Annotated in this window: 26 protein-coding genes and 2 tRNA genes; 17 read left to right on the top strand and 11 right to left on the bottom strand. The window is 52.9% G+C overall.

Annotation, left to right across the window (positions count from 1 at the left end; all coding sequences use genetic code 11):
- The coding region (locus tag DS878_RS15420) for an acyl-CoA dehydrogenase family protein (protein ID WP_261977948.1) at positions 1 to 455 on the top strand (455 nt) is incomplete at its 5' end.
- 446 nt (positions 456 to 901) lie between these two features.
- Here DS878_RS15420 and DS878_RS15415 read toward each other — a convergent pair.
- Both DS878_RS15415 and DS878_RS15440 read right to left on the bottom strand, forming a co-directional pair.
- A complete protein-coding gene (locus tag DS878_RS15415) occupies positions 902 to 1282 on the bottom strand; it encodes an STAS/SEC14 domain-containing protein (RefSeq protein ID WP_113816890.1) in 381 nt (126 codons plus the stop codon).
- A gap of 14 nt (positions 1283 to 1296) precedes the next feature.
- On the bottom strand, positions 1297 to 1566 hold the full coding sequence (locus DS878_RS15440; protein ID WP_148707087.1) for a hypothetical protein: 270 nt from the start codon (positions 1564 to 1566) through the stop codon (positions 1297 to 1299).
- A gap of 138 nt (positions 1567 to 1704) precedes the next feature.
- Between DS878_RS15440 and DS878_RS15410 the strand changes: the two genes are divergently transcribed.
- The 3 genes from DS878_RS15410 (at position 1705) to DS878_RS15400 (ending at position 5231) form a co-directional block, all read left to right on the top strand.
- A complete protein-coding gene (locus DS878_RS15410) occupies positions 1705 to 4128 on the top strand; it encodes a PAS domain S-box protein (protein ID WP_113816889.1) in 2424 nt (807 codons plus the stop codon).
- Positions 4097 to 4723, top strand: a complete 627-nt coding sequence (locus DS878_RS15405; protein WP_113816888.1) for a response regulator transcription factor — start codon at positions 4097 to 4099, stop codon at positions 4721 to 4723. Before DS878_RS15410 ends, DS878_RS15405 begins: the two co-directional genes overlap by 32 nt.
- A gap of 118 nt (positions 4724 to 4841) precedes the next feature.
- A complete protein-coding gene (locus DS878_RS15400; protein ID WP_113816887.1) occupies positions 4842 to 5231 on the top strand; it encodes a response regulator in 390 nt (129 codons plus the stop codon).
- A 92-nt stretch (positions 5232 to 5323) separates the two neighbouring features.
- On the opposite strand, the gene DS878_RS15395 is transcribed toward DS878_RS15400, so the two are convergent.
- Positions 5324 to 5410, bottom strand: a tRNA-Leu gene (locus tag DS878_RS15395).
- 253 nt (positions 5411 to 5663) lie between these two features.
- On the opposite strand from DS878_RS15395, the gene rnr reads away from it, so the two are divergent.
- The 9 genes from rnr to DS878_RS15350 all read left to right on the top strand — a co-directional run bounded on the left by rnr (position 5664) and on the right by DS878_RS15350 (position 14875).
- Positions 5664 to 8177, top strand: a complete 2514-nt coding sequence (gene rnr, locus DS878_RS15390) for a ribonuclease R (RefSeq protein WP_113816886.1) — start codon at positions 5664 to 5666, stop codon at positions 8175 to 8177.
- 15 nt (positions 8178 to 8192) lie between these two features.
- The gene (gene rlmB, locus DS878_RS15385; RefSeq protein WP_113816885.1) at positions 8193 to 8930 is read left to right on the top strand and encodes a 23S rRNA (guanosine(2251)-2'-O)-methyltransferase RlmB; all 738 of its coding nucleotides are present in this window, start codon (positions 8193 to 8195) and stop codon (positions 8928 to 8930) included.
- A gap of 230 nt (positions 8931 to 9160) precedes the next feature.
- On the top strand, positions 9161 to 9592 hold the full coding sequence (gene rpsF, locus DS878_RS15380; protein WP_113816884.1) for a 30S ribosomal protein S6: 432 nt from the start codon (positions 9161 to 9163) through the stop codon (positions 9590 to 9592).
- Positions 9593 to 9617: 25 nt separating this feature from the next.
- Positions 9618 to 9848, top strand: coding sequence for a 30S ribosomal protein S18 (gene rpsR, locus DS878_RS15375; RefSeq protein ID WP_007154918.1), 231 nt, complete (start codon positions 9618 to 9620; stop codon positions 9846 to 9848).
- Positions 9849 to 9874: 26 nt separating this feature from the next.
- On the top strand, positions 9875 to 10741 hold the full coding sequence (locus tag DS878_RS15370; protein WP_113816883.1) for a hypothetical protein: 867 nt from the start codon (positions 9875 to 9877) through the stop codon (positions 10739 to 10741).
- A 20-nt stretch (positions 10742 to 10761) separates the two neighbouring features.
- Positions 10762 to 11208, top strand: coding sequence for a 50S ribosomal protein L9 (rplI, locus tag DS878_RS15365; RefSeq protein ID WP_113816882.1), 447 nt, complete (start codon positions 10762 to 10764; stop codon positions 11206 to 11208).
- 231 nt (positions 11209 to 11439) lie between these two features.
- Positions 11440 to 12846 (top strand): replicative DNA helicase, encoded by a 1407-nt coding sequence (gene dnaB / locus DS878_RS15360; protein WP_113816881.1) that lies wholly within the window; start codon positions 11440 to 11442, stop codon positions 12844 to 12846.
- Positions 12846 to 13922: an alanine racemase gene (gene alr / locus DS878_RS15355; protein WP_113816880.1), complete on the top strand. Its 1077-nt coding sequence runs from the start codon at positions 12846 to 12848 to the stop codon at positions 13920 to 13922. Before dnaB ends, alr begins: the two co-directional genes overlap by 1 nt.
- Positions 13923 to 13996: 74 nt before the next feature.
- A complete protein-coding gene (locus DS878_RS15350) occupies positions 13997 to 14875 on the top strand; it encodes an SDR family oxidoreductase (protein ID WP_113816879.1) in 879 nt (292 codons plus the stop codon).
- A 25-nt stretch (positions 14876 to 14900) separates the two neighbouring features.
- Here DS878_RS15350 and fnr read toward each other — a convergent pair whose 3' ends face one another.
- The 3 genes from fnr to ylqF form a co-directional block, all read right to left on the bottom strand.
- Positions 14901 to 15656 (bottom strand): fumarate/nitrate reduction transcriptional regulator Fnr, encoded by a 756-nt coding sequence (gene fnr, locus DS878_RS15345; protein ID WP_113816878.1) that lies wholly within the window; start codon positions 15654 to 15656, stop codon positions 14901 to 14903.
- 144 nt (positions 15657 to 15800) lie between these two features.
- Positions 15801 to 17015 carry a beta-ketoacyl-ACP synthase I gene (gene fabB, locus DS878_RS15340; protein WP_113816877.1) on the bottom strand — a complete coding sequence of 405 codons (1215 nt, stop codon included), beginning with the start codon at positions 17013 to 17015 and terminating at the stop codon, positions 15801 to 15803.
- 10 nt (positions 17016 to 17025) lie between these two features.
- Positions 17026 to 17961 carry a ribosome biogenesis GTPase YlqF gene (gene ylqF, locus DS878_RS15335; RefSeq protein ID WP_113816876.1) on the bottom strand — a complete coding sequence of 312 codons (936 nt, stop codon included), beginning with the start codon at positions 17959 to 17961 and terminating at the stop codon, positions 17026 to 17028.
- Between the two features lie 225 nt (positions 17962 to 18186).
- Here ylqF and DS878_RS15330 point away from each other — a divergent pair, with 225 nt between their 5' ends.
- Entirely contained in the window at positions 18187 to 18630 is a 444-nt protein-coding gene (locus DS878_RS15330; RefSeq protein WP_187298820.1) for a Spy/CpxP family protein refolding chaperone, read from the top strand.
- A gap of 83 nt (positions 18631 to 18713) precedes the next feature.
- Here the strand turns inward: DS878_RS15330 and lipA are convergent, their stop codons facing one another.
- From lipA to DS878_RS15310, 4 genes are all read right to left on the bottom strand, one after another.
- Positions 18714 to 19754: a lipoyl synthase gene (lipA, locus tag DS878_RS15325; protein WP_113816875.1), complete on the bottom strand. Its 1041-nt coding sequence runs from the start codon at positions 19752 to 19754 to the stop codon at positions 18714 to 18716.
- A 149-nt stretch (positions 19755 to 19903) separates the two neighbouring features.
- Positions 19904 to 21181, bottom strand: coding sequence for an O-acetylhomoserine aminocarboxypropyltransferase/cysteine synthase family protein (locus DS878_RS15320; RefSeq protein ID WP_113816874.1), 1278 nt, complete (start codon positions 21179 to 21181; stop codon positions 19904 to 19906).
- A 165-nt stretch (positions 21182 to 21346) separates the two neighbouring features.
- On the bottom strand, positions 21347 to 21802 hold the full coding sequence (locus DS878_RS15315; RefSeq protein ID WP_113816873.1) for a PACE efflux transporter: 456 nt from the start codon (positions 21800 to 21802) through the stop codon (positions 21347 to 21349).
- Between the two features lie 87 nt (positions 21803 to 21889).
- Positions 21890 to 21966, bottom strand: a tRNA-Met gene (locus DS878_RS15310).
- Between the two features lie 177 nt (positions 21967 to 22143).
- Here DS878_RS15310 and DS878_RS15305 point away from each other — a divergent pair.
- Positions 22144 to 22419 carry a YrhK family protein gene (locus DS878_RS15305; RefSeq protein WP_113816872.1) on the top strand — a complete coding sequence of 92 codons (276 nt, stop codon included), beginning with the start codon at positions 22144 to 22146 and terminating at the stop codon, positions 22417 to 22419.
- Positions 22420 to 22459: 40 nt separating this feature from the next.
- Here the strand turns inward: DS878_RS15305 and DS878_RS15300 are convergent, their stop codons facing one another.
- The gene (locus tag DS878_RS15300; RefSeq protein WP_261977946.1) at positions 22460 to 22849 is read right to left on the bottom strand and encodes a phage integrase N-terminal SAM-like domain-containing protein; all 390 of its coding nucleotides are present in this window, start codon (positions 22847 to 22849) and stop codon (positions 22460 to 22462) included.
- Positions 22850 to 23645: 796 nt separating this feature from the next.
- Here DS878_RS15300 and DS878_RS15295 point away from each other — a divergent pair.
- Positions 23646 to 23960 carry a transcriptional regulator gene (locus DS878_RS15295; protein WP_113816870.1) on the top strand — a complete coding sequence of 105 codons (315 nt, stop codon included), beginning with the start codon at positions 23646 to 23648 and terminating at the stop codon, positions 23958 to 23960.
- On the top strand, positions 23953 to 24252 hold the full coding sequence (locus DS878_RS15290; RefSeq protein WP_113816869.1) for a helix-turn-helix domain-containing protein: 300 nt from the start codon (positions 23953 to 23955) through the stop codon (positions 24250 to 24252). Before DS878_RS15295 ends, DS878_RS15290 begins: the two co-directional genes overlap by 8 nt.
- The last annotated feature ends 64 nt before the right edge of the window (positions 24253 to 24316 follow it).

The following is a 24316-nucleotide window of genomic DNA, read 5'->3' as shown; positions in this document are numbered from 1 at the left end:
TGGAAGGGCAGGGCTTCTTCCAGTTGATGCAGGAACTTCCCGCCGAGCGTCTGCAGATCGGGCTCACGGCAATTGCTGCGGCAGAAGCCGCATGGCAATGGACGCTCGACTACGTTAAAGAGCGCAACGCCTTTGGTAAACCGGTTATCAAGTTCCAGAATACCCGCTTCAAAATGGCTGAGATGAAGGCCGAGATCACCGCTGCCCGAGTGTTCACGGATCGTTGTCTGGAACTCCATCTGGAGAAGAAACTCGATATACCAACTGCTGCAATGCTGAAGCAGTACACGACAGATCTACAATGCCGGGTAATGGATGAATGTGTTCAGTTACATGGTGGTTATGGCTATATGTGGGAATATCCGATTGCCCGTGCCTGGGCAGACTCACGTGTTCAGCGCATTTACGGTGGAACCAATGAAATCATGAAAGAGATTGTTGCGCGGGCATTTTGAGCCGTGGTCAAAGGGCTCTGCTGACCATATTACCTATAAGTGTATGATCGCTCGCCTGCCCTAAAAGTGAAATTTGGTCATCTGTGTAAAGCCATTTTAATTACTCCTGTTTTGCAATGGTATAAGTCGTCGAGTTTGGGAGAGATCTTCCCTTTTTCTACGGTGCTGCCCTTGTTCCGGAATCAACATTTATCCACATCGCAGTGCACGTACAACACTGGCAACGCCAACAACGAATTGTGGGTGTTGCTTACTCTGGTATTGGCCACATTCTGCTTATTGGTGTTTTTCGTTTCATATCTTTTTGTGATTACGGAAGAGAAAACCCAGCTACGTAAATCAAAACCCGTCATGTTGGGTGCCGGCATCATGTGGGTCACGATAGCTTACGTAGCGCCCGAATATGGAGTGAATCGGGAGGAGCTCAATAGCTTAGCACCCGTGAATCACGACTGGAGCCAGTTAAATGCATCGGTCATATCGTCAAAATATTTGACTTCACCAGAAACAAACCACGAGGCAATTTTTGATGTATGCTCCAGCCACTTTTTCCCGCCGAAGATGGCAACCTTGTCGAATTTGTCGCCATGTTTAAGCCCGATTTTAAAATCATCCCACGCCGCTCTCAGCTCCCATCCCTCAAGTTCTGACGCATCAAAAAAAGTGTTTATTCTGGGGTTTTTCACGCCCTCAAGCGCCGAATCAATCATTGGTGTGATGGTGGTGTAATCCTCGTGGTTGAGCTTGCCCACGGCTTTGAGGCTTAAAAAGAATTTGCTTCCAACCCTTTCAATGCCAATCGAAAGACCATGTCGTTCTATTTTCACAACCCTGTCTCCTTTCAGATTCCAATATCCGTGGGTAAGCAGCCGGATGAGGCTCCGTCGGGCACCTGATGCACGTTCACGTCCGCGCCATCCGGCTGCGATAATTCCTGAAGTGTGCTCGCAGCGGTGCGGGTGGAGGTATCAGGGAAGTCCCGTAATTGCCTGTGGCTGTCCCTTTGCTGGACCCAGCGTGCGCAGTCCAGCGCATAAGCCTGGCTACGAGATGTGGCCAGCCACAATAGACGGAGAACATCCTCACTACTACACTCTGGTTTAATGCGCATCGGGTTCTTAAGCCTGCATTGGAATAGCGGTTTATAAGGTAGATGCGAACTGCCCGGACCCGACAACAGTTATTGCACGTCATCTGTCAGGTATGTGGTTTGCTCTGTAAAGCAGTGCATAACTAGACAGATGGCTACATGACCGTGACCCAACCACCGAAGAAATTTTTCGCCCCGGACATATCCGAAACTATTCGTGCAAAACGCTGGCTTGCGACATTTGCCAGTATGGTTTGCCTGGGTACTGTTCTGCTGGTCTGGGGCATTCTGGAAAGGCAGGGCCAGGCGCATATCGAAAGGACTTCCAATGCGATGGCGGTTAGTGTCAGGGTGCTGATTGAGCAGGATCTTGAAGAGCGAATTGCTGTATTGAAAGGTCTGGCACAGCGGTGGCGAAGTATGGGGGGAGCTGACCGATCTATCTGGATGGCTGATGCACGGAGTGTTTTTGGGGCCCATCCGGGACTCCGGGCGGTCGAGCGTATAGACCGCTCCCTGCACGTTCGCTGGGTTGAGCCCATTTCCGGCAATGAGTCAGTTGTGGGCCTCAGCCTGAATGAAGATCCTGTTGCTCTGGCAATGGTAGAGAAGGCTCGGAGTGCCGGAGTGGCAGCATCGCCACCCACCCAACTGGTTGGGGGCAAACAGGGAATGGTGTTCCTTGTACCCACCTTCGTTCACGATGGCTTTGACGGCCTGATGGCTGGGGTACTGGAGTTCGAAGGTTGGTTGGAGACATTGCTGGCACCAGTTCGCTCCGGCAACCACTACATAGAAATTTCAGTGGACAACCAAACGATTTATTCGTCTGGCCATGGAATGGCGTTAGCCAGCGAGAAGTGGGGGCGGGAACTTTCGTATAGCGTCGCCGACCAGCAATGGCAGATTCACATAGTGCCATCTGCATCCTATATCGCCAGGACCCATGCCTGGTTTTCCTACACATTACTTGTTACAGGCATATTGCTGAGTGCTTTCGTGTACCCGGTTGTTATGACTGGCATCACTAACCGGCAGTGGGCTCGCGAGTTGCTTGATGCATCACAACAGTTGGAAGTCCTGTTCAATAGTCTTCCTGGGATGTCCTATCGAGGAGCGCTGGACTATCCCTGGCCGATGGAGTTTGTCAGCAACGGCTGTAAGGAGCTATGTGGTTTTGATAAGGCTGACCTGGAACGAAAGCGCGTGTTGTGGGGGGAGCTTATTCACCCGGAGGACAGAGCTCGGGTGACCGAACAGGTAAATTGCGCGGTTAGCAGTCACGCACCTTTTGATATGGAGTATCGCATCCTTGTTGGTGCGGGCGTTACGCGGTGGGTATGGGAGCGCGGGGCTGCATTAGCTGACGCAGATGATGGTGAGCTGATGCTTGAGGGTTTCATCACTGATATTACTGACCGAAAGCACACCGAGTCCAGGCTCATTGAGGCGCAGGCTTATTCTGAGTCAGTCCTCGGCGCGGCCCAGGAAGCCATTATCAATATCGGTGCCGATGACGGTATCAAGGGTTTCAATCAGGAGGCCGAAGCAATGTTCGGCTATGAGGCGGCGGAGGCTGTCGGTATGTCAATGGCACGTCTGATACCGGACAGTTATCTCGATGAACATCGGGAATATATACGCTACTTCAATGAAACAGGAAGTTTGAAGTATCTGGTTGACCGTCGTGAAATGAAGCTTCGGCGCAAGGATGGATCTCTGTTTCCTGTGCAGGTGTCGGTAGCTGGCCTGCAGCACCCGATGCAACGCCAGTTTGTGTGTCTTGTATGGGACATGTCCTCTCAGTATAAGGCGGAGCAGGAGGCGAAAGATCATCTGGAAAAGCTGGCGCACGTGAGCAGGCTGAATATGCTTGGAGAAATGACATCTGGTATAGCGCACGAGCTCAACCAGCCGCTCACGGCAATATCGTTATTTTCCCAGGTTGGAAAGCGGCTTTACGCAAGTGGAAAGCCGGAGAAACTGCCCGAAATATTCGACAAGCTCAGTGCGCACACTCAGCGAGCCGGTTCGATTATCAAGCGTATTCAATCTATGTCACGCCAGCATTTCTCACAGTTTGAAATAGTGGACTGCAATGGGTTGATGCGAGAAGTGGCGAGTCTTGCTGAAGCGGAAGCACGCATTCGCGACATTGAAGTTGTGACTCAGCTGGAAGATAAACGGTTACCGGCCTCTGTAGATAGCATACAAATCCAGCAGGTTGCACTAAATCTACTTCGCAACGGCATGGAAGCGATGCGGGCTGAGAATTGCAGGCACGGCAACGTCATTCGACTGCAGACGCGCTTACTCGAAGCGGATACCGTTGAGGTTGCCGTAATCGACAGCGGCGGAGGCGTTGCTGACGCCATAGTCGACAGTATCTTTACCCCTTTTTCTACCACGAAAACATCCGGTATGGGTATAGGCTTGTCGATCAGCAAGTCAATTGTGACTGCCCATGGTGGCCACATCAATTATGAGAATCGTGAGCGTTTTGGTGCGATTTTTTCGTTTACATTGCCTTTAGCTCTGCAAGGAGAAGACCATGAACCAGCAGCAGACCGTTTTCATCGTTGATGATGATGAAGGTATTCGGGAGGGGCTCGCTCTTTTGCTCGCGACGGTGGATCTGCAGTTTGAACTCTACGAATCAGCCGTTGAATTTCTCGACGCTTACACAGAAAGTAAAAGTGGTTGTCTTCTGCTTGATATCCGTATGCCCCGAATGACCGGGCTGGACTTACAGGTGAAGCTCAACGAGTTGGGGTCACGGATTCCGATTATCTTCATCACGGGCCACGGCGATATTCCGATGGCAGTAGAGGCCATGCGTCGTGGAGCCTTGGATTTCATCCGCAAACCCTTCAGGGAACAGGATCTGCTGGACCGTATTAATGACGCCTTGGAATTTGAGGCTGGCCGACGCGAACGCAAGAATACGCACCAGCATGCTATAGACAGGATTGCTGCTTTGACCGAGCGCGAACGTGAGGTGTTTTTCCGGGTAGCCGAAGGCGATATGAACAAGGCAATTGGTTTTGATCTGGGTATCAGTGAGAGAACGGTCGAAGTTCACCGCTCGCAAGTGATGAAAAAACTGGGGGTTCGAACGCTGGCGCAATTGGTGCGTGTAAAAATTGAATCAGAGACCATCAGGGACTTCCCGGGATAATTACGGCCGGAAACTGACAGTTCTGCAGTAGGCCGCAGGACCCTACGGGACATCCCGAGTTGAGGGGTAAAGGCCGTTCAGTTCACACTGTTATTGATAAGGTTTTCAGAGCAAGAAAATGAATGCGCAAGAGGATTTCTCAACTGTCTCTGTAATTGATCAGGATTCCGCTGTCCGCGAAGGGCTTTCAGCACTGCTCGGCACCATGGGCGTTACAGTGACCAGCTTCAAGGATGCTCAGAGTTATCTGGACTTCGCGGCTAGCCAGGTCACTCCAGACAGTTGCATTATCGTAGAAGCTGAATTAGGCGGTGTCGGTATTCTGGAATTTTTGAAGCGCCTTCGCGCAAAACCCATAATGCCGCCTGTTTTGGTGATGGTAAGCAGGTTAAACACTACTATCGCGGATTTGGTATTGAGTGCCGGGGCGAGCGATCTGGTAAATAAACCATTGGTAAGCGATGATCTGCTGCAACACTTGCATCAGGCGCTGAAGAAAGTGCGTTAGTCGCCGGTTAAAGGGCACTTCGTTCTGACTTCGGAAGGGTATCTTTTCTGGGGGAAGGTGTTTTGGGTATCTCCATTTCTCAGAAAGAGAAATGGTGCCGAGGAGAGGACTTGAACCTCCACGGGGTTGCCCCCACTAGCACCTGAAGCTAGCGTGTCTACCAATTTCACCACCTCGGCAGGTGATTTGCAGGTTTACCCTTAGTTTGTTGAAAACTGGGCACTTCTGCCAAAGATGACTTGTTGCCTCATCTGTTGGCGCGTACTTTAATAATTCCCGCTGGGGCTGTCAAACACTTTTTCAGTAAATGGCCTGCAGGTATTTGTGCTTATAAATGGTGGGTTGTTAGGCAGTCTATCGTTACCAACGTATACTATGTTGCAAATGAATGTGAACGGCGCCGCTGTGGCGCAGTATTGAACAAGGATCCGAATGGTTTCCAGGAATAAAAAACACAAAGATCCTCACGCTGGTCGTGAGGCTCAGAATTATGAGAACCCGATTCAGAGTCGGGAATATATACTCGCGCATCTTAAAGAGCGGGGAGCGCCAGCCACACACGAAACACTGTGTTCAGAGCTCGGTCAAACCTCTCCGGAAGGTATTGAGGCGCTGAGGCGCCGTTTGATTGCCATGTGCCGGGATGGTCAGCTTGTCTGTAATCGTCGCGATGCATATCTGCCGATCGAAGAGGCTGATCTGGTCAGTGGCCGGGTCGTTGGTCATAAAGATGGCTTCGGCTTTCTGGTGCCGGATGACGGCGGGTCTGACCTGTTTCTCACCGCCCGGCAGATGCGGCAGGTGTTTCACGGCGATCGGGTGGTTGCACGGGTAGACCGGGTTGATGATCGTGGCCGCCGCGAAGGTGTTATCGTCGATGTTACTGAACATAATACGCAGCAGACAGTCGGTCGTTTTTTCAAAGAAAGCGGTATCGCTTTTGTAGTGCCTGAGAATGCGCGAATCAACCACGAAGTGTTGATACCTGAAGAGCACGCAGGTGGGGCGCAGCACGGCCAGTATGTTGTTGTGGATATCCTGCGTCAGCCCACTGTCCGTACCCAGCCAACGGGCAAGGTTGTTGAGATTCTGGGTGAGCACATGGCGCCGGGGATGGAAATCGATGTAGCTATCCGCTCATACGACATTCCTCATGAATGGCCTACCGAAGTAGGTATCCAGGCGGCAGCGATTCCTGCCGAGGTTGAAGAGAAGGATAAGAAGGACCGGGTGGATATCCGCAATATGCGGCTGGTCACGATTGATGGCGAGACGGCCCGGGATTTTGATGATGCGATCTATTGTGAGCCTCGTGGTCGCGGTGCCTACCGTCTGGTTGTGGCAATAGCCGATGTATCCCATTATGTGCGCGCGGGTTCTCCCCTCGATGAAGAGGCGTTGCGCCGCGGCAATTCGGTGTATTTCCCGGATCACGTGGTACCCATGCTTCCCGAGAAGCTGTCCAATGGGCTCTGTTCTCTGAATCCGGATGTTGATCGCTTGTGCATGGTGGCTGATATGACCATCAGTGCCGCGGGTAACATCAGTGGATACACCTTTTATCAGGCCGTAATGCGCAGTCATGCCCGCCTGACCTATAACAAGGTCAGTGACATGCTGGAACGGCCGGATTCGGAGCCTGGTTATCGGCTGTCGGCCCAATATGCCGACGTGCTGCCGCATCTGCACAATCTGTATGACCTGTATAAGTTGTTGCGCAAGGCGCGTACAGAGCGTGGTGCTATTGACTTTGAAACCACCGAAACACGAATAATCTTCGATGCTGAACGCAAAATAGAAGAAATTGTTCCGGTTCATCGTAATGATGCCCACAAGATTGTTGAAGAATGCATGCTCTGCGCTAACGTGGCCGCTGCACGCTTCCTCAAAAAACATAAGATACCTGCGCTTTACCGGGTGCACGATGGCCCATCTGAAGAGCGGCTCAATTCGGTGCGGCTGTTCCTGGGTGAACTTGGTTTGCAGTTGGGTGGTGGTGACAAGCCAACATCGGCAGATTATCAGGCGTTGCTATCCCAGATAGCAGACAGGCCTGATGCAAATGTGATTCAGACTGTCATGCTGCGCTCCCTGAGTCAGGCGGTTTACAGTCCGGAAGAGAGTGGTCACTTTGGCCTTGGTTTTCCAAGTTATGCCCACTTTACATCGCCGATTCGTCGTTACCCGGATCTGATTGTGCATCGCGCAATCAAGTCCCGGATTCATGGCCCCGAAGCGACGAAGGATGTTGTGGCTCCGGCTGTATCTGATCCGGAGTTGGCCGTGTACCCCTACGACTATGCCCGAATGCAGCAGTTCGGTGAGCATGTTTCCATGACAGAGCGTCGGGCTGATGACGCTACCCGAGATGTAATGGCATGGCTCAAGTGTGAGTTCCTCAGTGCTCATGTCGGGGAAGAGTATGACGGCGTGATCGCAGCGGTTGTGCCTTTCGGGTTTTTTGTCGAGCTTGCTGATGTGTATATCGAAGGTCTGGTTCATATTTCTACACTCAGCGGCGATTACTTCCATCATGACTCAGCGAAGCATCGTCTGATTGGCGAGCGGACGGCAGTCAGCTTCCGTCTGGGAGATGAGGTGCGTGTTCGTGTGATGCGGGTTGGCATGGAGGATCGCAAGATTGATCTGGAGCTGATCAGCACGCCGAAACGGCGTCAGGCTGACCGCGACGCACTTGATGTGCCCAAGCGCGAGGGCCGCGGGAAAAATGGAAAGCGTGCTGGTAAAGGGCGCGGCCGGGATGGCGCGCCGGGTGCGGACAAGTCTGCAAAAACGAAAACACCCCGCAAGGCAGGCAAGCCAGCCAGTGCGAAAGCTCAGTTAGTTGCTGAGGCCGCCCGGGAGGCAGGTAAAAAACCGAAGAAAAGCCCGGGTAAGCCTTCTGGTGCCAGCAAGCCGCGAAAAGCACGCAAGACAGACAAATAACAGGAAGTCGAATCAGTGTCCGAAGAATTTGTATTTGGCTGGCATGCGGTCGAGGCCGTTCTGAAGCGTGAGCCGGGAAGGTTGCAGCAGGTCTGGATTCAGACTGGCCGGCAGGATAAGCGAGTAAAAACCATTACCGATACTCTTGATGAGCTTGGGGTTCGGTGGGCTGTGGTCCATCGCCGGGAGCTGGATGCGCGTGTTTCCGGTGTTCATCAGGGGGTTGTCGCGGCGGTCAGTGAAAGCCAGGAGTGGACAGAAGACGATCTTCTTACCCATCTTGCAGCGAGCGATAAGCCGCCTTTTCTGCTGGTACTCGATGGTGTAACTGATCCCCATAACCTGGGGGCCTGCATGCGTACCTGTGACGCCGTTGGAATTCAGGCGGTTATAGCCCCTAAAGACAAGTCAGCTTCCTTGACTGCGGTAGCGCGGAAAGTTGCCTGTGGCGCTGCTGAAACGGTTCCCTTTGTGCGCGTGACTAATCTGGCGCGCTTTCTTCGTACGATCAAGGATCAGGGTGTGTGGCTGATTGGCACTGCCGGTGAGGCGGATGCCACCTTGTATCAGGCTGACTTCAAAGGTCCGGTCGCTCTGGTTATGGGAGCTGAAGGTACAGGTATGCGCCGGCTTACACGGGAACACTGTGATCAGCTTGTTAATATTCCCATGCTGGGGCATGTGGACAGCCTCAATGTTTCCGTCGCCACGGGGGTCTGTTTGTACGAAGCCTTGCGACAGCGTCTTGGTTAACTCTTGCACAGAAGCCTTTGTACACCTAGAATACGTCACCCCTTTTTGAAGGGGGAGGTTTTGTATTGCCGTTAATCAGGTCCGCAACGCCTCGCTTTTGATAGTGTCTTTTTTGTAAAGCCTTATCTATAAAGTAAAAAAAACGGCGGCTTCGGCTGCCACCTCCTTGCTTTCATGCTTCTCGGCCAGTCCGGGAAAAAAGGAAGCTGTTCAAACCGTAGGGAGAACTCATGCGTCACTACGAAATCGTATTTATGGTACACCCGGATCAGAGCGAGCAGGTGCCCGCAATGATCGAGCGTTATACCGGTGTCATCACTGAAGATGGCGGCAAGGTACATCGCCTGGAAGATTGGGGCCGTCGTCATTTGGCATACCCGATCAACAAGATTCACAAAGCTCACTATGTGCTGATGAACGTTGAATGTTCACAGGCAGCAATGGACGAGCTGACTCACAACTTCCGGTTCAACGATGCCATCATCCGCGACCTGATTCTGCGTCGCGATGAAGCTGTTGCTGATATCTCTCCGATGAAAGCCGCTGAGTCCCGTGAGGACCGTCGTTCTGGCGGAGATGATCGCCCGCGCCGTTCAGCTGAATCTTCTGATGACCGTCAAGACGACAGCCAGAAAGCTGAAGCCCAGGACGAAGAAGAGTAATTAACCGGAGTTGAGGAGTTACGTTATGGCTCGTTTTTTCAGACGTCGTAAATTCTGCCGCTTCACGGCAGAAGGTGTTAAAGAGATCGATTACAAGGATCTGGACACCCTGAAAGGCTACATCACTGAAACCGGCAAAATCGTGCCCAGCCGTATCACCGGCACCAAAGCACGTTATCAGCGTCAGCTGGCAACCGCTATCAAGCGTGCCCGCTACCTGGCACTGCTGCCGTACTCGGACAGCCACGATAACTAAGTAACAGAAACACAGGATTTGGGACCATGCGTGCACTGGCACAATTTGTAATGCGCGGTCCCCTGCAGGCTAGCGGGGTAGCAGCAGTCACAACTGCCGTACCCTTGTTGTTCTGGATTGGCGCAGCAGTTGTCGGCCTGGTTATTCTCAGGCTCGGCATCAGCCAGGGGCTTACAGTAGGTCTCTGGGCATTGCTGCCTGCGCTTGGCTGGGGTGTGTTGGGCAATGATCCGACAGCTCTTGCAGTACTGTTGCAGGTGATGCTGATGGCGTCGCTGCTCAGAACAACACTATCCTGGGAAAGAGCCCTTCTCGGAGGGAGCTTTCTGGCGATAGTTACAGGGCTGCTTTTGCCTGTGATCTATCCCGGCTTGCTGGACGAACTCGTTCGCGCCGGGGTCAGTTTTTACGAACAGTACAATGCTGAAGTGGCCCGTTCGTTGGGGGGAGACCTCGAGGCGGTTATACGGGACACAATGAACGCCAGTATGGCAGGCAGTTATCTGACAGCCGGCATAGGCATGACAATGCTGGCAAGGTCGTGGCAGGCGGGATTGTACAATCCCGGCGGGTTCCGTTCGGAATTCCACGCTCTGAGGTTGTCACCTGCTATTGCTGTAGTCTTCGCCGCCACAATGGTTGTAGGCCCGTTTCTTGGGCTGAATTCCATGTTGCTGGTCTGGGTAGCAGGAACGCCGCTGTTTTTGGCGGGTCTGGGGCTGATTCATGGCATTGTGGGGCGTAAAAAACTGAGCGCGCAGTGGCTGGTAATGTTTTACATTGCCCTGGTGCTTCTGGGCCCAAGCCTGATGATTCTGTTAGTGGTTCTGGCTTTTGTGGATAGCTGGCTGGATATCCGGGGGCGAATAAAGCCTGCCGGGCCGGCTGAATAAAGCACGAAGAGGTTAACGAGATGGAAGTTATTCTGCTCGAGAAAGTTGAAAACCTTGGTACCCTGGGTGACAAGGTAAATGTTAAAGCCGGATACGGCCGTAATTACCTGCTTCCGTATGGCAAGGCAGCGCCTGCCACTGAAGCAAACCTGAAAGCGTTCGAAGAGCGCCGCGCTGAGCTTGAAAAAGCTGCAGCCGAGAAGCTGGCAGCAGCTCAGTCCCGCGCAGAGGCTCTGGAAGGTGCGTCCTTCACAGTCACCTCAAAAGCTGGTGATGAAGGCAAGCTGTTCGGATCTATCGGTGTTCGCGATATCTCAGACGTAATTACTGCTGCGGGTACTGAAGTTGAGAAGAGCGAAGTTCGTCTTCCTGAAGGCCCTCTGCGGTCTATTGGTGAGTATGAAATCGAGCTTCACCTGCACTCTGATGTTGAAGTGACTGTTAAGCTGGCGGTTGTTGCCGAGTAATCTGTTTTCTCTGAAAGCAGAGCCGGGCTCCCCCGGTTCTCTGTAACGCGCTGGTGGCTTGCGGTGATCACTTCGGAGTTCATCGCGATCCAAAGCAACAGGCCCGAACCGTTTTTATACGGCTTTCGGGCCTGTTGCTTTCTGGTATGCTGTTAGCATCAAATCCCCTCCCATTGCTGCGACTTTCCACATACACTGTCGTGGTTATGATGTTTAACTGAAGATGTTTTCATGGCCAAGCCTAACCTGAAACCTGCGAATACTGATCCCGAAACCAGTCGAATCAAGGTTCCTCCCCATTCCGTTGAAGCGGAGCAGGCGGTGCTGGGTGGTCTGATGCTGGATAACCGCCGATTTGATGAAATCACCGAGATCATCTCGGCAGGTGATTTCTATCGTCAGGATCATCGGTTGATTTTCGGCGCTGTCGAGCGCCTGGCCAGTGAGAATGAGCCACTCGACGTAGTCACCCTGGCTGAATTTCTGGAGCGGGCGGGGGATATCGAGGATGCTGGCGGTTTGTCTTATCTGGCGGAGCTGGCCGAGAAGACACCCGGCGCAGCCAACATCAGGGCCTATGCGGAGATCGTTCGCGAGCGGTCGATTCTGAGGCAGCTTGTTGAAGTGTCAGGCAAGATTTCAGACTCGGCGTTCAATCCCCTGGGGCGCAACAGCAACGAAATTCTGGACGAGGCCGAACGCAACGTATTTCAGATTGCGGAATCCAGAGTGAAAGAGGGTTCTGGCCCTCAGTCTATTAATCCTATCCTGACCAAAACCCTGAGCCGCATTGAAGAGCTGTTTGAGTCCGGCGAGCAGACAACGGGCCTGACTACAGGATTCAGGGATCTTGATGAACAGACTTCCGGTATGCAACCGGCAGACCTCATCATCGTTGCAGGCCGGCCCTCCATGGGTAAAACCACCTTCGCAATGAATATTGTCGAGAATGCGCTTATAAGCACTGGCACGCCGGTTCTGGTGTTCAGTATGGAGATGCCTGCAGATGCGCTTGCCATGCGTATGCTTTCTTCCCTTGGGCGTATCGACCAAAGTAAGGTTCGTGGTGGCAAGCTGGAAGAAGACGACTGGCCCCGGCTGACTTCTGCGGTAAGCCTGCTTAAAGACAAGCCTTTGTATATTGATGACACTCCTGGCCTCAGCCCAACCGAGCTACGCTCCCGCGCCCGCCGTATTGCCCGTGAGAATGACGGTAAAATCGGTCTGATCATGGTGGATTACCTGCAGTTGATGCGAGTGCCGGGTAATACGGAAGGCCGGACAGCGGAAATTTCGGAAATCTCCCGGTCCCTGAAGGGCATTGCCAAAGAACTCAGCTGCCCTGTGGTTGCTCTTTCTCAGCTTAACCGGAGCCTGGAGCAGCGTCCGAACAAGCGTCCGATCAACTCTGACTTGCGTGAATCCGGTGCGATCGAGCAGGATGCAGACGTTATTATGTTCGTATACCGTGATGAGGTTTATAACGAGGATACCCAGGACAAGGGTGTGGCCGAAATTATAATTGGTAAACAGCGTAATGGCCCCATAGGTACGGTTCGTCTTGCATTCATTGGTAAATACACCAAGTTTGAGGATCTGGCGCACGGAGACTACGGGGATTACGGTGGTGAATACTGATGCCGCGTAGCACGGCTGCCTGTATTGATCTGGCGGCGCTAAGGCGCAATTACTGCATAGCTGCTGAGCGTGCAGGTAGTGCGAAAGCTATGGCTGTTGTAAAAGCTGACGGTTATGGTCATGGCATCGTGCAGGTGGCGTCGGCTTTGGCGGATGTTGCGCCCAAGTATGCGGTTGCCTGCATTGAAGAGGCACAGGCTATCCGTGAGTCAGGGGTGATGCAGCCGGTGGTGCTGCTTCAGGGTGTGCATGCCAGGGATGATTTCGCTGACTGTGAGCGAAGCAACTTTGAGCCAGTACTGCACAACGAACGCCAACTTGAATGGCTGGAGCAGGGGGGCGCTATGCCCTGGTTCTGGCTGAAAGTTAACACCGGCATGAATCGCCTGGGCTTTTGGCCTGATAACCTGCCCGCGGTGATGACGCATCTGGAAAAGACTGGTGCAGGCAGCCGGCTTCTGGGGTTTGTCAGCCACTTTGCCTGCGCTGATGATACTGACAGTACAATGACTGCCTCTCAGACGGCCGTTTTTGAAACGGCAACATCGGCCTGGCCCGGCCTGATGAAAAGCCTGGGGAATTCAGCGGCCCATTTTATCTCTGGTCAGCCACTGTTTGACTGGAGTCGCCCTGGAATCATGCTTTATGGTGGGTCACCAGTCGTGGGCAAGACAGGCCCGGAGCTGGGGCTTGAGCCTGTTATGAGTCTTGAGGCGCCACTCATCGCCACAAGGATAGTCAGAGCCGGTGACGCCGTGGGTTATGGCCGCGCCTGGGTGGCTGAGCGCGATACCCGTATGGGTATGGTGGCGATTGGTTATGCGGATGGCTATCCCCGCCACGCCGGAACGGGTACGCCTGCGGCTATCGACGGCCAGAGAATCCGGCTGATTGGCAGGGTCTCCATGGATATGCTGGCGGTAGACCTGAGCAATGCGCCGGGCGCCAGTGAAGGCGATAGAGTTGAGCTTTGGGGTAAAACGGTTGGCGTTGATGAGGTTGCAGCCTGTGCAGGTACGATCTCTTACGAACTGCTGACAGGTATTACCGGCAGAGTGCCTCGCATTTATATTTAACATACGGGAATCCATTGTTCTGATGGGGTTCCGAAGCACCTCATATCAGTAATATCCGGAGGCATTGAGCTCTAGTGCATGTACTTGTTGTTCACGATTACGGTCCCTTAGGGAAAATTTTGCTTGAGTTGCTTCGGGAGACATCTCTGCATGTCAGTCCCTTGCTGATCAGCGATCCTGCAAGTGCAAATCTGAGCGCGCTCGAAAACTGGATTCCGGAAGACACGGATCTTATCGTCAATGCGTTGTGGCTGGCAGATCCTGAGGCCGCTGAAAACGATCCAGAGGGTACACAAAAAGCGGCCTTTTCTTTGCCGGTAGCTATCGCAGAGTTTGCTCGTGACAGAGGTATGGCTTTGTTCCAGCTATCATCCTGTTACGTGTTTGATGGTCGCAAACAGAGTGGTTATATATCCTCAAACCCCGGACAGCCTGTCAATCAGCTGGGCAACTGGCAATGGGAATGTGAGCAGGCGCTACGCACACTTCTGCCCCGGCACATCATTTTGCGTACCGGCTGGAGCCTGAGTCGTTTTATCCGGAAGGTCAGGGCCAGTACTGCCTCTGATGAGGCGTTATTGCTGCCGGGGCGCTGTGTAGGGCAACCTGTTGCAGTGAGAGATCTGGCCAGGGTAATGACCGCCGTTATACAGCAGCTGGATTGTGGTGCAGAGGTATGGGGAACCTACCAGCATGCGGGAGCGGAGGTCATCAGCATGTATGAGCTGGGTCTTGCGATTGCGGGGTTACCCGGTATTCCTGAGGACCTTCATGTGATTGATGACATGCCGGAATGGGGTGCTCTGGAGCCGCCGAATACTGCGCTGATCTGTACAAAGCTCCGCAATACTTTTGGTATCAAACAGGTTCCCTGGCGTTCGGGGCTGGTAGATGAGCTGGCAATGATCAGGGGCGAGGAGAAGCGGCTCCCTGCCATAAAGCCGGCCGGATAAATCCGGCCGGTTCAGGCAAGGCAGTTTATTGCTGGCAGCCCTGGCGTGAAAAATCTCTGGTTACCATCTGTAAGGCTTCAATATCCAGCAGTTCCACTTCACGGCCTCTGGCCTTGATGATGCCCTGATTCTGGAAGCGTGTAAAAACACGGCTGACGGTTTCAACAGCTAGTCCCAGAAAGTTGGCAATGTCATTTCTGGCCATTGGCAGGCTGAAGTTTGTAGGTGACATGCGCCGACGCTGGAAGCGACTGGATAGCGAAAGAAGCAGGGATGCAATGCGTTCCTCGGCTGTATTTTTGCTTAACAGCATCGCGAGCTGGTGGCTATTCTGGATTTCCTGGCTCATCAGGTGATACATGTGATGCTGCAATTCCGGTAGTTTCCCGGTGAGCTCTTCCAGTTTGTCTACCGGGAACTCGCATACGCTGGTGCGTTCAAGAGCCTTGGCTGTGCAGGCGTAGGATTCGCCACTCATGCTGTCCAGCCCCACAAGTTCACCGGGCATAAAGAACCCTGTGACCTGTTCTTCTCCGCCTTCAGTAATAATCGATGTTTTGACGGAGCCGCTTTTCACGGCAAAGCAGGAACGGAATGGAGTGCTCTGATCAAAAATATGTTCACCGCGATTATAAATGCGGCCTTGCTGAACGATATCTTCCAGGCTGTCCAGGTCGTTATCCTGAATGGCGAGAGGCAAACACAGGTTGCTCAGGCTGCACTGGTGGCAGGACGCTTTCAGCGGGGAAGGAACTTGACGGAAATTAATTGCTCGTGCCATCGCTTATAGTCCGTCCAAATTGATGCAAGTCAAATCGCTACTTTAATACGCGGAAGCCGGTTTGCCAATGACCAAACTTAAGGATATGTGCATATAGCAGAAATAAAAGGCAGGACCATGTAGCCGGCCCCGCCTGGATGGCCTTTAGTCTGACAGCTTCTCAAACACCAGGGAGGCGTTTGTTCCTCCAAAGCCAAAACTGTTGGACATAACAGTTTCAAGTGCCGCCTCCCGGCTCTGAGGCCCCACCAGAGGCATATTTCCGATGGCCTCATCTACTGAGTCAAGATTGGCGGTGCCGGCAATAAAACCATGCTGCAGCATCAGCAGGGAATATATGGCCTCGTGAACACCAGCGGCTCCGAGAGAGTGGCCGGAGAGAGACTTGGTCGATGAAATAGCGGGAATATCGGTACCGAAGGTTTTCTGAACAGCACCCATCTCGGCCAGATCGCCTACAGGAGTGCTGGTCCCGTGGGCATTGATGTAATCAATCTTGCCGCGAATGGTAGCCATTGCCTGCTTCATGCAGCGCTGAGCACCTTCACCTGAGGGCGCAACCATGTCATAGCCATCCGACGTGGCACCGTAGCCAGTAAGCTCCGCGATAATGTTGGCTCCGCGCTTTTGCGCGTGTTCAAGCTCTTCCAGTACGACCATACCGCCGCCGCCGGCGATTACGAAGCCATCACGTCCGGAATCGAATGGGCGTGATGCAGTTTCCGGCGCGTCGTTGTACTTGGTGGAAAGTGCGCCCATGGCATCAAACATCATTGTGAGGCTCCAGTCTTCTTCCTCACCGCCACCGGCAAATACGATATCCTGCTTGCCGTTCTGAATCTGCTCCATGGCATGACCGATGCAGTGTGCGCTGGTGGCGCAGGCAGAGGACATTGAGTAGTTCACTCCGCGAATCTTGTATGCAGTGGCCAGACAGGCAGAAACCGTGCTGGTCATGATGCGGGGTACCATGTATGGCCCGATTCGCTTGACGCCTTTTGCCCGCATGATATCGGTTGCTTCAACCTGGCTCGAGCAGGATGAACCACCGGAACCCGCAATCAGCCCTGTGCGATCGTTTGAAATCTGATCTTCGCTCAGGCCCGACTGGGCAATTGCCTGTTCCATGGCGAGATAGCTGTACATGGCGGACGGCCCCATGAATCGCCTCATTTTGCGATCAATAACGGTTGTATCAACCGCCGGGGATCCGGAAACCTGGCTTCGAAACCCCATCTCTTTATAGGTTTCATTGAAGCGGATACCTGAGGTTCCGTTTTTGAGGCTTGCGTAAACCTCGTCAAGAGAGTTTCCGAGACAGGAAACGATGCCCATGCCTGTGACGACGACTCGTCTCATGCTGTTCTCCTTATGGGCGGCGGCCAGAGCGGGATGCTTTGGACGCAGCCTTCTTTTCTGCAAGTTTAGACTCATTTTCAGCTTCGGCAGCAGCGGCTTCCTGCATTTCGCGTTCTACCATAGCTGGAGTCTCCAGGGATATCCGCCCGAGAGTACCTGCGCGGAACTCATTGAGCAGTACTTCAGCGACCTTGTTCAGGTCGGGTACGCCGCCTCGGCCCAGAAAACGGCGTTTGGCCGCAATTCCGTCCATTACGGCCAACCCATCTGCTGGCAGTTCGTCAAAGCCATAGCGGGCTTTCACCAGTTCGGGATAGGCCTCATGTAAATATTCGGCCTCAAATAAAGCAATGTCTTCAAAATCCAGAACCGCACTGCGGATGGCTCCAGTGATCGCCAGCCGATAGCCGCATGCTTCAGGTGAAAGCTTCGGCCAAAGGAAGCCCGGTGTATCGTAAAGCAGAATGTTGTCCGGCAACTTGATGGTTTGTTGCGATTTGGTCACCGCGGGTTCGTTGCCTGTTTTTGCTGCCGGGCGCCCGGCCAGGGTGTTGATCAGCGTAGATTTACCAACGTTAGGTATCCCCAGAATCATGACGCGCAGAGCGCTCTTCTGACGATCGTGGTCCGGTGTCATTTCACTGGCCAGACGCAGTATGTCCAGAGCTTCCCCACGCTGGTTGCGGGTGAGTGTGATGGTTCTTACACCGCGCTCTTTCTCCAGCCAGGTCTGCCATTGGGAGGTGATTTCAGGATCAGCCAGGTCGCGTTTGTTAAGGACCCTGATCAGAGGGGTGTCACCACGCAGAGCGGGCACCAGCGGATTTTCGCTGCTGAAGGGAATGCGCGCGTCCAGCACCTCAATGATGAGGTCCATCTGGGGCATGATCTTTTTGATTTCCTTGCGGGCTTTATGCATATGCCCCGGAAACCAGTTAATAGCCATCTTGATACTCTCTTGATACTCGGGTGATGTTTGAATCGCGCCATTATGAAGGGGAATGACCAAACTTTCACATTTGTTTCAATGCGCTCCAGTGGCGGGCTAAGGGGTGGCATGGTTCACAACGTGTACAAAATGAAGGGGTATCGGGGTGAAAATCAGGGGCGTGATGCTTTAGGGTGTAAATCCAGTGAGTTACCCAAAACCAAATTATTGACGGAGATTTCTATGAAGCTCGCAAAACTGTTCGGTACAGCTCTTGTCGCATTGAGTCTGTCGGCACCGGCATTGGCGCAGCAAGCAGCGGGCGGTCAGCCGGATCAGGTTGCCCAGTTGGCTCAGATGGTGGGGCTTTCTGAGGGACAGCAAAAAGAGATACGCGGCATTCTCGATTCAATGCAGGGTGAGATTGGTACGCTGCGCGAAGAAGCGCGTGCACTGCAAGAGCAGTTGCAGGGCGAAATAAAAGCAGACTATGACGAAGACGCGATTCGTGAATACGGTGATGACCTGGGTGATGTAACCGGCGAAATTGCAGCCCTTTCAGCATTGATGCAGGCCAGAGTAGACAGCGTGTTCACTCAGGAACAACGTGACGAACTGGATAAGAGAATGCAGCAGATGCGTCAGCAAATGCAACAGCAACGCCAGATGATGCAGCAGGGTCAGTAAGTTACCTGGTTGCCTGACTGTTACTGTGCCGTCTCACAGGGTTATTGCGGGGCGGCATTCCTGGCCGGGCATTTTAGGGCCGGTTAGTCGACAGCTTTTACCGGGATCTGCATAGCGTTAGAAGTAGGTACGCTGGGTACCGAAAGCCCCAGATTATTCTTGTCAAACACCCGGTCTGCCCGGTAGCTGGAGCGAACCATAGGGCCTGAGGGTACTTCCATAAAGCCTTTTTCGAGGCCAATCTCGCGATACCTGTTGAAGTCTTCCGGAGTTACGTATTTCTCTACAGGCAGGTGATTGGGGGTCGGGCGCAGGTATTGGCCAAGAGTGAGAATGTCCACTCCGATTGCGCGAAGGTCATCCATAGTAGCCAGTATTTCCTCCTCGGTTTCACCCAGACCCAGCATCAGGCTGGTTTTGGTGAGCACATCGGGGCGGTATTGTTTGGCATGTTTCAGCACACTGAGAGTCTTTCTATACCCGGCGCGGGGATCACGAACGCGGCGTGTCAGACGTTCCACGGTTTCCACATTCTGGGCGAACACTTCAAGGCCGGAATCAAGTACCTTTTCGACATCGGACATAACGGCATCAAAGTCCGGAGTCAGTGCTTCAACTGCGACTTCGGGTGTGCGTTGCTTGATCGCTGAGACACAGGCTGCGTAATGGGCGGCGCCGCCATCATCCAGATCATCCCGGTCAACGGAGGTAAGCACGATGTAGCGCAGCCCCATAAGCTCGACGGATTTCGCGGTGTTTTCTGGCTCATCTTTGTCCAGCCAGCCATTGGGGTTGCCTGTATCTACTGCACAGAAACGACAGGCCCGGGTGCAGACCGAACCTAAAACCATAATGGTCGCGGTGCCTGCAGCCCAGCACTCACCTATGTTGGGGCAGTGAGATTCCTGGCATACAGTGCTTACCCTGTGCTCGCTGACGTTCTTGCGTACGGCTTCATAGCGTTCGCCACCTGGCATCCGCGCTCTCAGCCATTCAGGCTTGCGTTCGACCGGTACGGGTTCCTGATTTGCCGAGCGCTTGACGCCATCCTTGATAGCCGAAAAACCATGCTCATTGCGGAATTTGGAACCACTGGTGACACGGGGCTTTGCGCTTTCGCTCATTGCAGCCAGACTCTCATTAAGAATAAGGGGAACCCTAGAGAATAATCGGCTGGGGAAGCAGTTACAAGGCGGGTAAGGGCAATCACGGGGTAGTAAAAGGGACGGGCAGGAAACCGGATACGACGTTCGTCGTATCCGGTTGAGAACAATCAAGCCTGGGCTTTTTCCAGAGCTTGAGATATGTCAGCCAGTATGTCGTCTACATGCTCAATGCCGATCGACAAACGCACCAGATCTTCGCTGACGCCCGCGCTTTTGAGTTCTTCCGGGTTCAGTTGGCGGTGAGTTGTGGTTGCCGGATGGCAAGCCAGGGACTTGGCATCGCCAATGTTCACCAGACGGTAGATCAGGTTCAGTGCGTCAATGAACTTGGCGCCGGCTTCAAGGCCACCTTTGATGCCGAAGCTCAGGATGCCGGAGGCTTTACCGCCACAGATCTTCTCACAGGTGGCCTTGTACGGACTGTTCGCCAGGGCTGCGTAGTTTACCCATTCCACTGCCGGGTGATTCTGCAGGAAGTTGGCAACTTTCTCGGCGTTCTCGCAGTGGCGCTCCATGCGCAGCCCCAGAGTTTCCAGGCCTTGCATGATCAGGAATGAGTTGAATGGTGAAAGAGCGGCGCCGGTGTTACGCAGCGGCACAACGCGGCAGCGGCCAATAAACGCCGCAGCGCCCAGAGCTTCGGTGTAAACCACGCCGTGATAGGACGGGTCCGGCTCATTCATCATCGGGAACCTGTCGCCGTTGGCCTTCCAGTCGAACTTGCCCGAATCCACAATACATCCCGCTACGGTGGTACCGTGGCCGCCGATGTACTTGGTAAGTGAGTGCACGACAATATCTGCGCCGTGTTCGAAGGGGCGACACAGATAAGGTGTAGCGACGGTGTTATCTACAATCAGCGGAATCCCGTGCTTATGGGCAATCTCGGCCCAGCGTGCAATATCGACAACATTGCCAGCAGGGTTACCAATAGATTCGCAGAACAACGCGCGGGTCTGGTCGTCAATGGCCTTGTCGATAGCATCGAAATCATCATGGCGAACCATCCTGCACTCAATGCCCTGGTTTGGCAGAGAGTGAGCGAACAGGTTGTAGGTGCCGCCATACAACTGGCTGGTGCTGATAATGTTGTTACCAACCCGGCAGATGGCTTGCAGGGCATAGGTAATGGCCGACATGCCGGAGGCAACTGCAAGCGCTCCCACACCGCCTTCAATCGCGGCCATGCGCTCTTCAAGCACTGAGTTGGTCGGGTTCATGATCCGGGTATAGATGTTGCCCGCAACCTTCAGATCAAACAGGTCTGCACCGTGCTGGGTGTCATCAAACGTGTATGAAGTGGTCTGGTAAATTGGTGTGGTAGCCGCCTTGGTAGTCGGATCGCCTTTGAAGCCGGCGTGGAGGGCGAGCGTCTCGAATTTCATGGTAACTTCCTTGCGAGTGGGCAGTTGGTGTTGTTGGTTTCGGGCATCAGTATGCCATATAGATCTGAAGGGGTTTAGATCGGTGTGCAATCGATACATGCCTGAAGATAATATACTTTCGGGGAAGACGGCTGGTGCCGGAAATTCTCCCGGAGCCCGTGTCAATTATCTGCGGGCCTCAGGCTCCAGCGATGGTTTGTTCTTTGGTTCCGCTGTGTCCGGGAAGATGGTGTCGTAACTCCAGGTGAATACGAAGGTGTACACCAGATAAAACAGCGCGAACGAAACATCGACCAAAAGCGCTTCCAGCAACCCGATACCCATCCACCAGGCAATAATTGGAAGAAATGCCATTAACAGGCCAAGCTCAAAGCTGAACGCGTGGATGAGGCGGTGTTTCAGCGTCTTTCGCGTTGATCCGGTTAATCGCTTCAATACGTGGTCAAAGCCCAGATTGAAAATGTAGTTCCATGTGGTGGCCAGGGTGGCGCCTATCAGCCCGAGCACACCCGTTTTTTCGAGAGAAAAGCCGAATGCAAAAGCTGCAAGAGGGACGGAAGTGAGCAATCCTATCACTTCAAAGGAAACTGCTTGCCGGATTCTGTCTCCGGTGGATCTCATGAGGGTTCTCCGCAAGGGGGCGTTGGGAGATTTTCGTGCCCGAAAAGGAAAAAAGGCCGCGACGTGAATCGCGGCCTTTTTAAATATTGGTAGCAAGGGGCGGAGTTGAACCGCCGACCCCAGCATTATGAGTGCTGTGCTCTAACCAACTGAGCTACCTTGCCATCGCTTCACCAAAGGAAGCGGCGCGTATATTATGTACGGAGAGCAAAAGTGTCAATAGTTATCTTTGTTTCTCTGGGTTTTGCCTTAGAGCGAGGGGCCTGATTTTCAGGGCGGCCGGACATCAGGCACCGGTGGAAACCGATTTCCACACTTACATGACAGGAACAGGATTTATTATGGTTGAAGACAGTACCGATAACCCCTTGACCCTGAGGCTGGGGCATGAAGAACTGATCATTCGCCGCCGATACGAGGTGATCAGCATTATCAACGATTTCTTTATCGCTATCTGGTTTCTTTTGGGGAGCATCCTGTTCCTGTATCCCGAGTATGAGAGGATGGCCATCTGGATGTTCATCATTGGTAGTTTCCAGTTCCTGATTCGCCCCACAGTCCGGCTGATCAGCCATATTCATGTGAAACGGATACCTGCGAGTAATTGGGAAAGTTAGAAACCGTCATCGACAGGACTGCGCACGCCAAAACCCGCCTTTACGAATGCATGGGTATATTTACCCTAAGCCTCAAGGCTTCGTTAACACGCAGACCAGATCCGTACATCAAGCGGGCTACCAGTTGATGTGAGCCTTTCAGGTGGCCTATCACAGCCCTGGTTTCTTCATGAGTAAAAACTGTGGGCAAGCGCTGCGGTTTTCTTGCCATTTCAAATGACAACTCCTCCAGCGGCTGTTCCAGGAACTCCCGAAAAAGGAAAACGATGGCATTCAGTGCAGTTCGTTGTGTGCTCACGCTGTTATTGCGCTGGACTGCGAGATGCGACAAAAACTGCTCTACCTCCTTTGTTGAGCAGGTGGAGGGGTGCCGCATTCCATGAAAGCGGATGGGGTTGTCTGGAAGTTTCGGTGGTATATCCATGATCATAATCTCAGCCTCCATGCTGTTTTTATATACAGTATTTTGAGTGCTGGTCGCCGTAATTGCACGGCGAAAAACGGAGATATACGACAACTGTCGCAAAAACGCATGGTTTTGAAGGAGGGAGCCTTACAACCCTATGAAAAATATAAAATAGTTACTGATTAGTGATTGAAGATAAGCGAACGGATATTTTTGGGGAAACCCGACAATTGACGCTTATTTCCAGACGGACTACCTTTTAGGGTAGGTAGTTTTTTGATAACAAAGAAAAAATTTATGGGTAACAGATGCCGTGCTGGGAAATAGACGCGTGGGGATAAATGTCATTTGTCGTTGAATTAGCTGTTAAAAGTTTAGATGAGCGATACAGCAGATAGAGTTTTCTGCCTCTGGGCGAGAGGTATTTACATAGTTACCGCAATTTGTGCGGTTGCGATTCTTTCCTACGCTGCCACTAGAAACGATTTGGTCGCAAGGGTCGTAGACATAGTAGTTCTCGGGTGGTTTTTTTATTTTGGTGTGGGCATTTACCTTTTTTTGCCCATGTTTATCTGGACTAGTACGAGGGATTGGCTTCGTCTTACCCTGTACTTTATCTTTACGGTTCCCGTCGGAATGTTGGTCTACTTGCGGTTGTGCTGATCTAAAAGTTTTAACAATCTATTGTAGTTCGTTCCGGGCCTCCGGCCCTACACCGGACGCCCACTTCGCTGCGCTACATGGGCGCCGCTAAACGTTAGCGTTAACCCTTCCAGCCACCCATCTTGCAAAAGTCCGTCAATGACGTATATTGGTCGTCATGTTTACTATCATCGAAACCCCAACATTCGAAGCAGATGCCAGAAAAATCTGGACTGAGGAGGAACGGAATTCCTTCTTCGCCTGGTTGGCAGCCAACCCGGAAATTGGCGATCCCATTCCAGGCAGTGGCGGGTGTAGAAAAGTTCGTTGGTCGGTGGCGGGTTCAGGGAAGCGTGGAGGGGTGCGAGTCATCTACTTCACCAGGTTGGCTAATGGTGAGATCTGGTTGTTGGTGATCTACAAAAAAGCCGTGAAGGACAACATACCCGCGCATATCCTGAAGTCGATTCGTGAGGTACTGGAAAATGATTAACGAGACCCTGAGTGCAGAGGAACTTGGTAACAAGCTGCTCCAATCTGTTAAAGAAATGAAAGCAGCCAAAGTTGCACGAGTCAGTCGTGTTGAGCCTAACGAGGTTGCAGAGGCCCGCGGCAAAACTGGCTTGACGCAGGTAGAGTTTGCTGAGGTGCTGCATATTTCTCCGCGTACCCTGCAGGAGTGGGAGCAAGGTCGACGTAAACCCTCCGGACCGGCAAAAGCACTCATCGAGATAGCTTTCCGCCACCCAGAGGTAATCCGAGAAGATCTTGAGCTAAGGGGTTAACAAGCGGCTGTTGTCGGACGCGCCGGCGGCATGCCGCAAAGCCGGGCGTTAACAGGCAAACATG

Origin of the sequence: Marinobacter sp. F3R11 (assembly GCF_003318275.1) — a bacterium.
Lineage (GTDB): Bacteria > Pseudomonadota > Gammaproteobacteria > Pseudomonadales > Oleiphilaceae > Marinobacter.
Note: the sequence above shows the minus strand (reverse complement) of the source record. Positions and strands in the feature narration are given on the sequence as shown.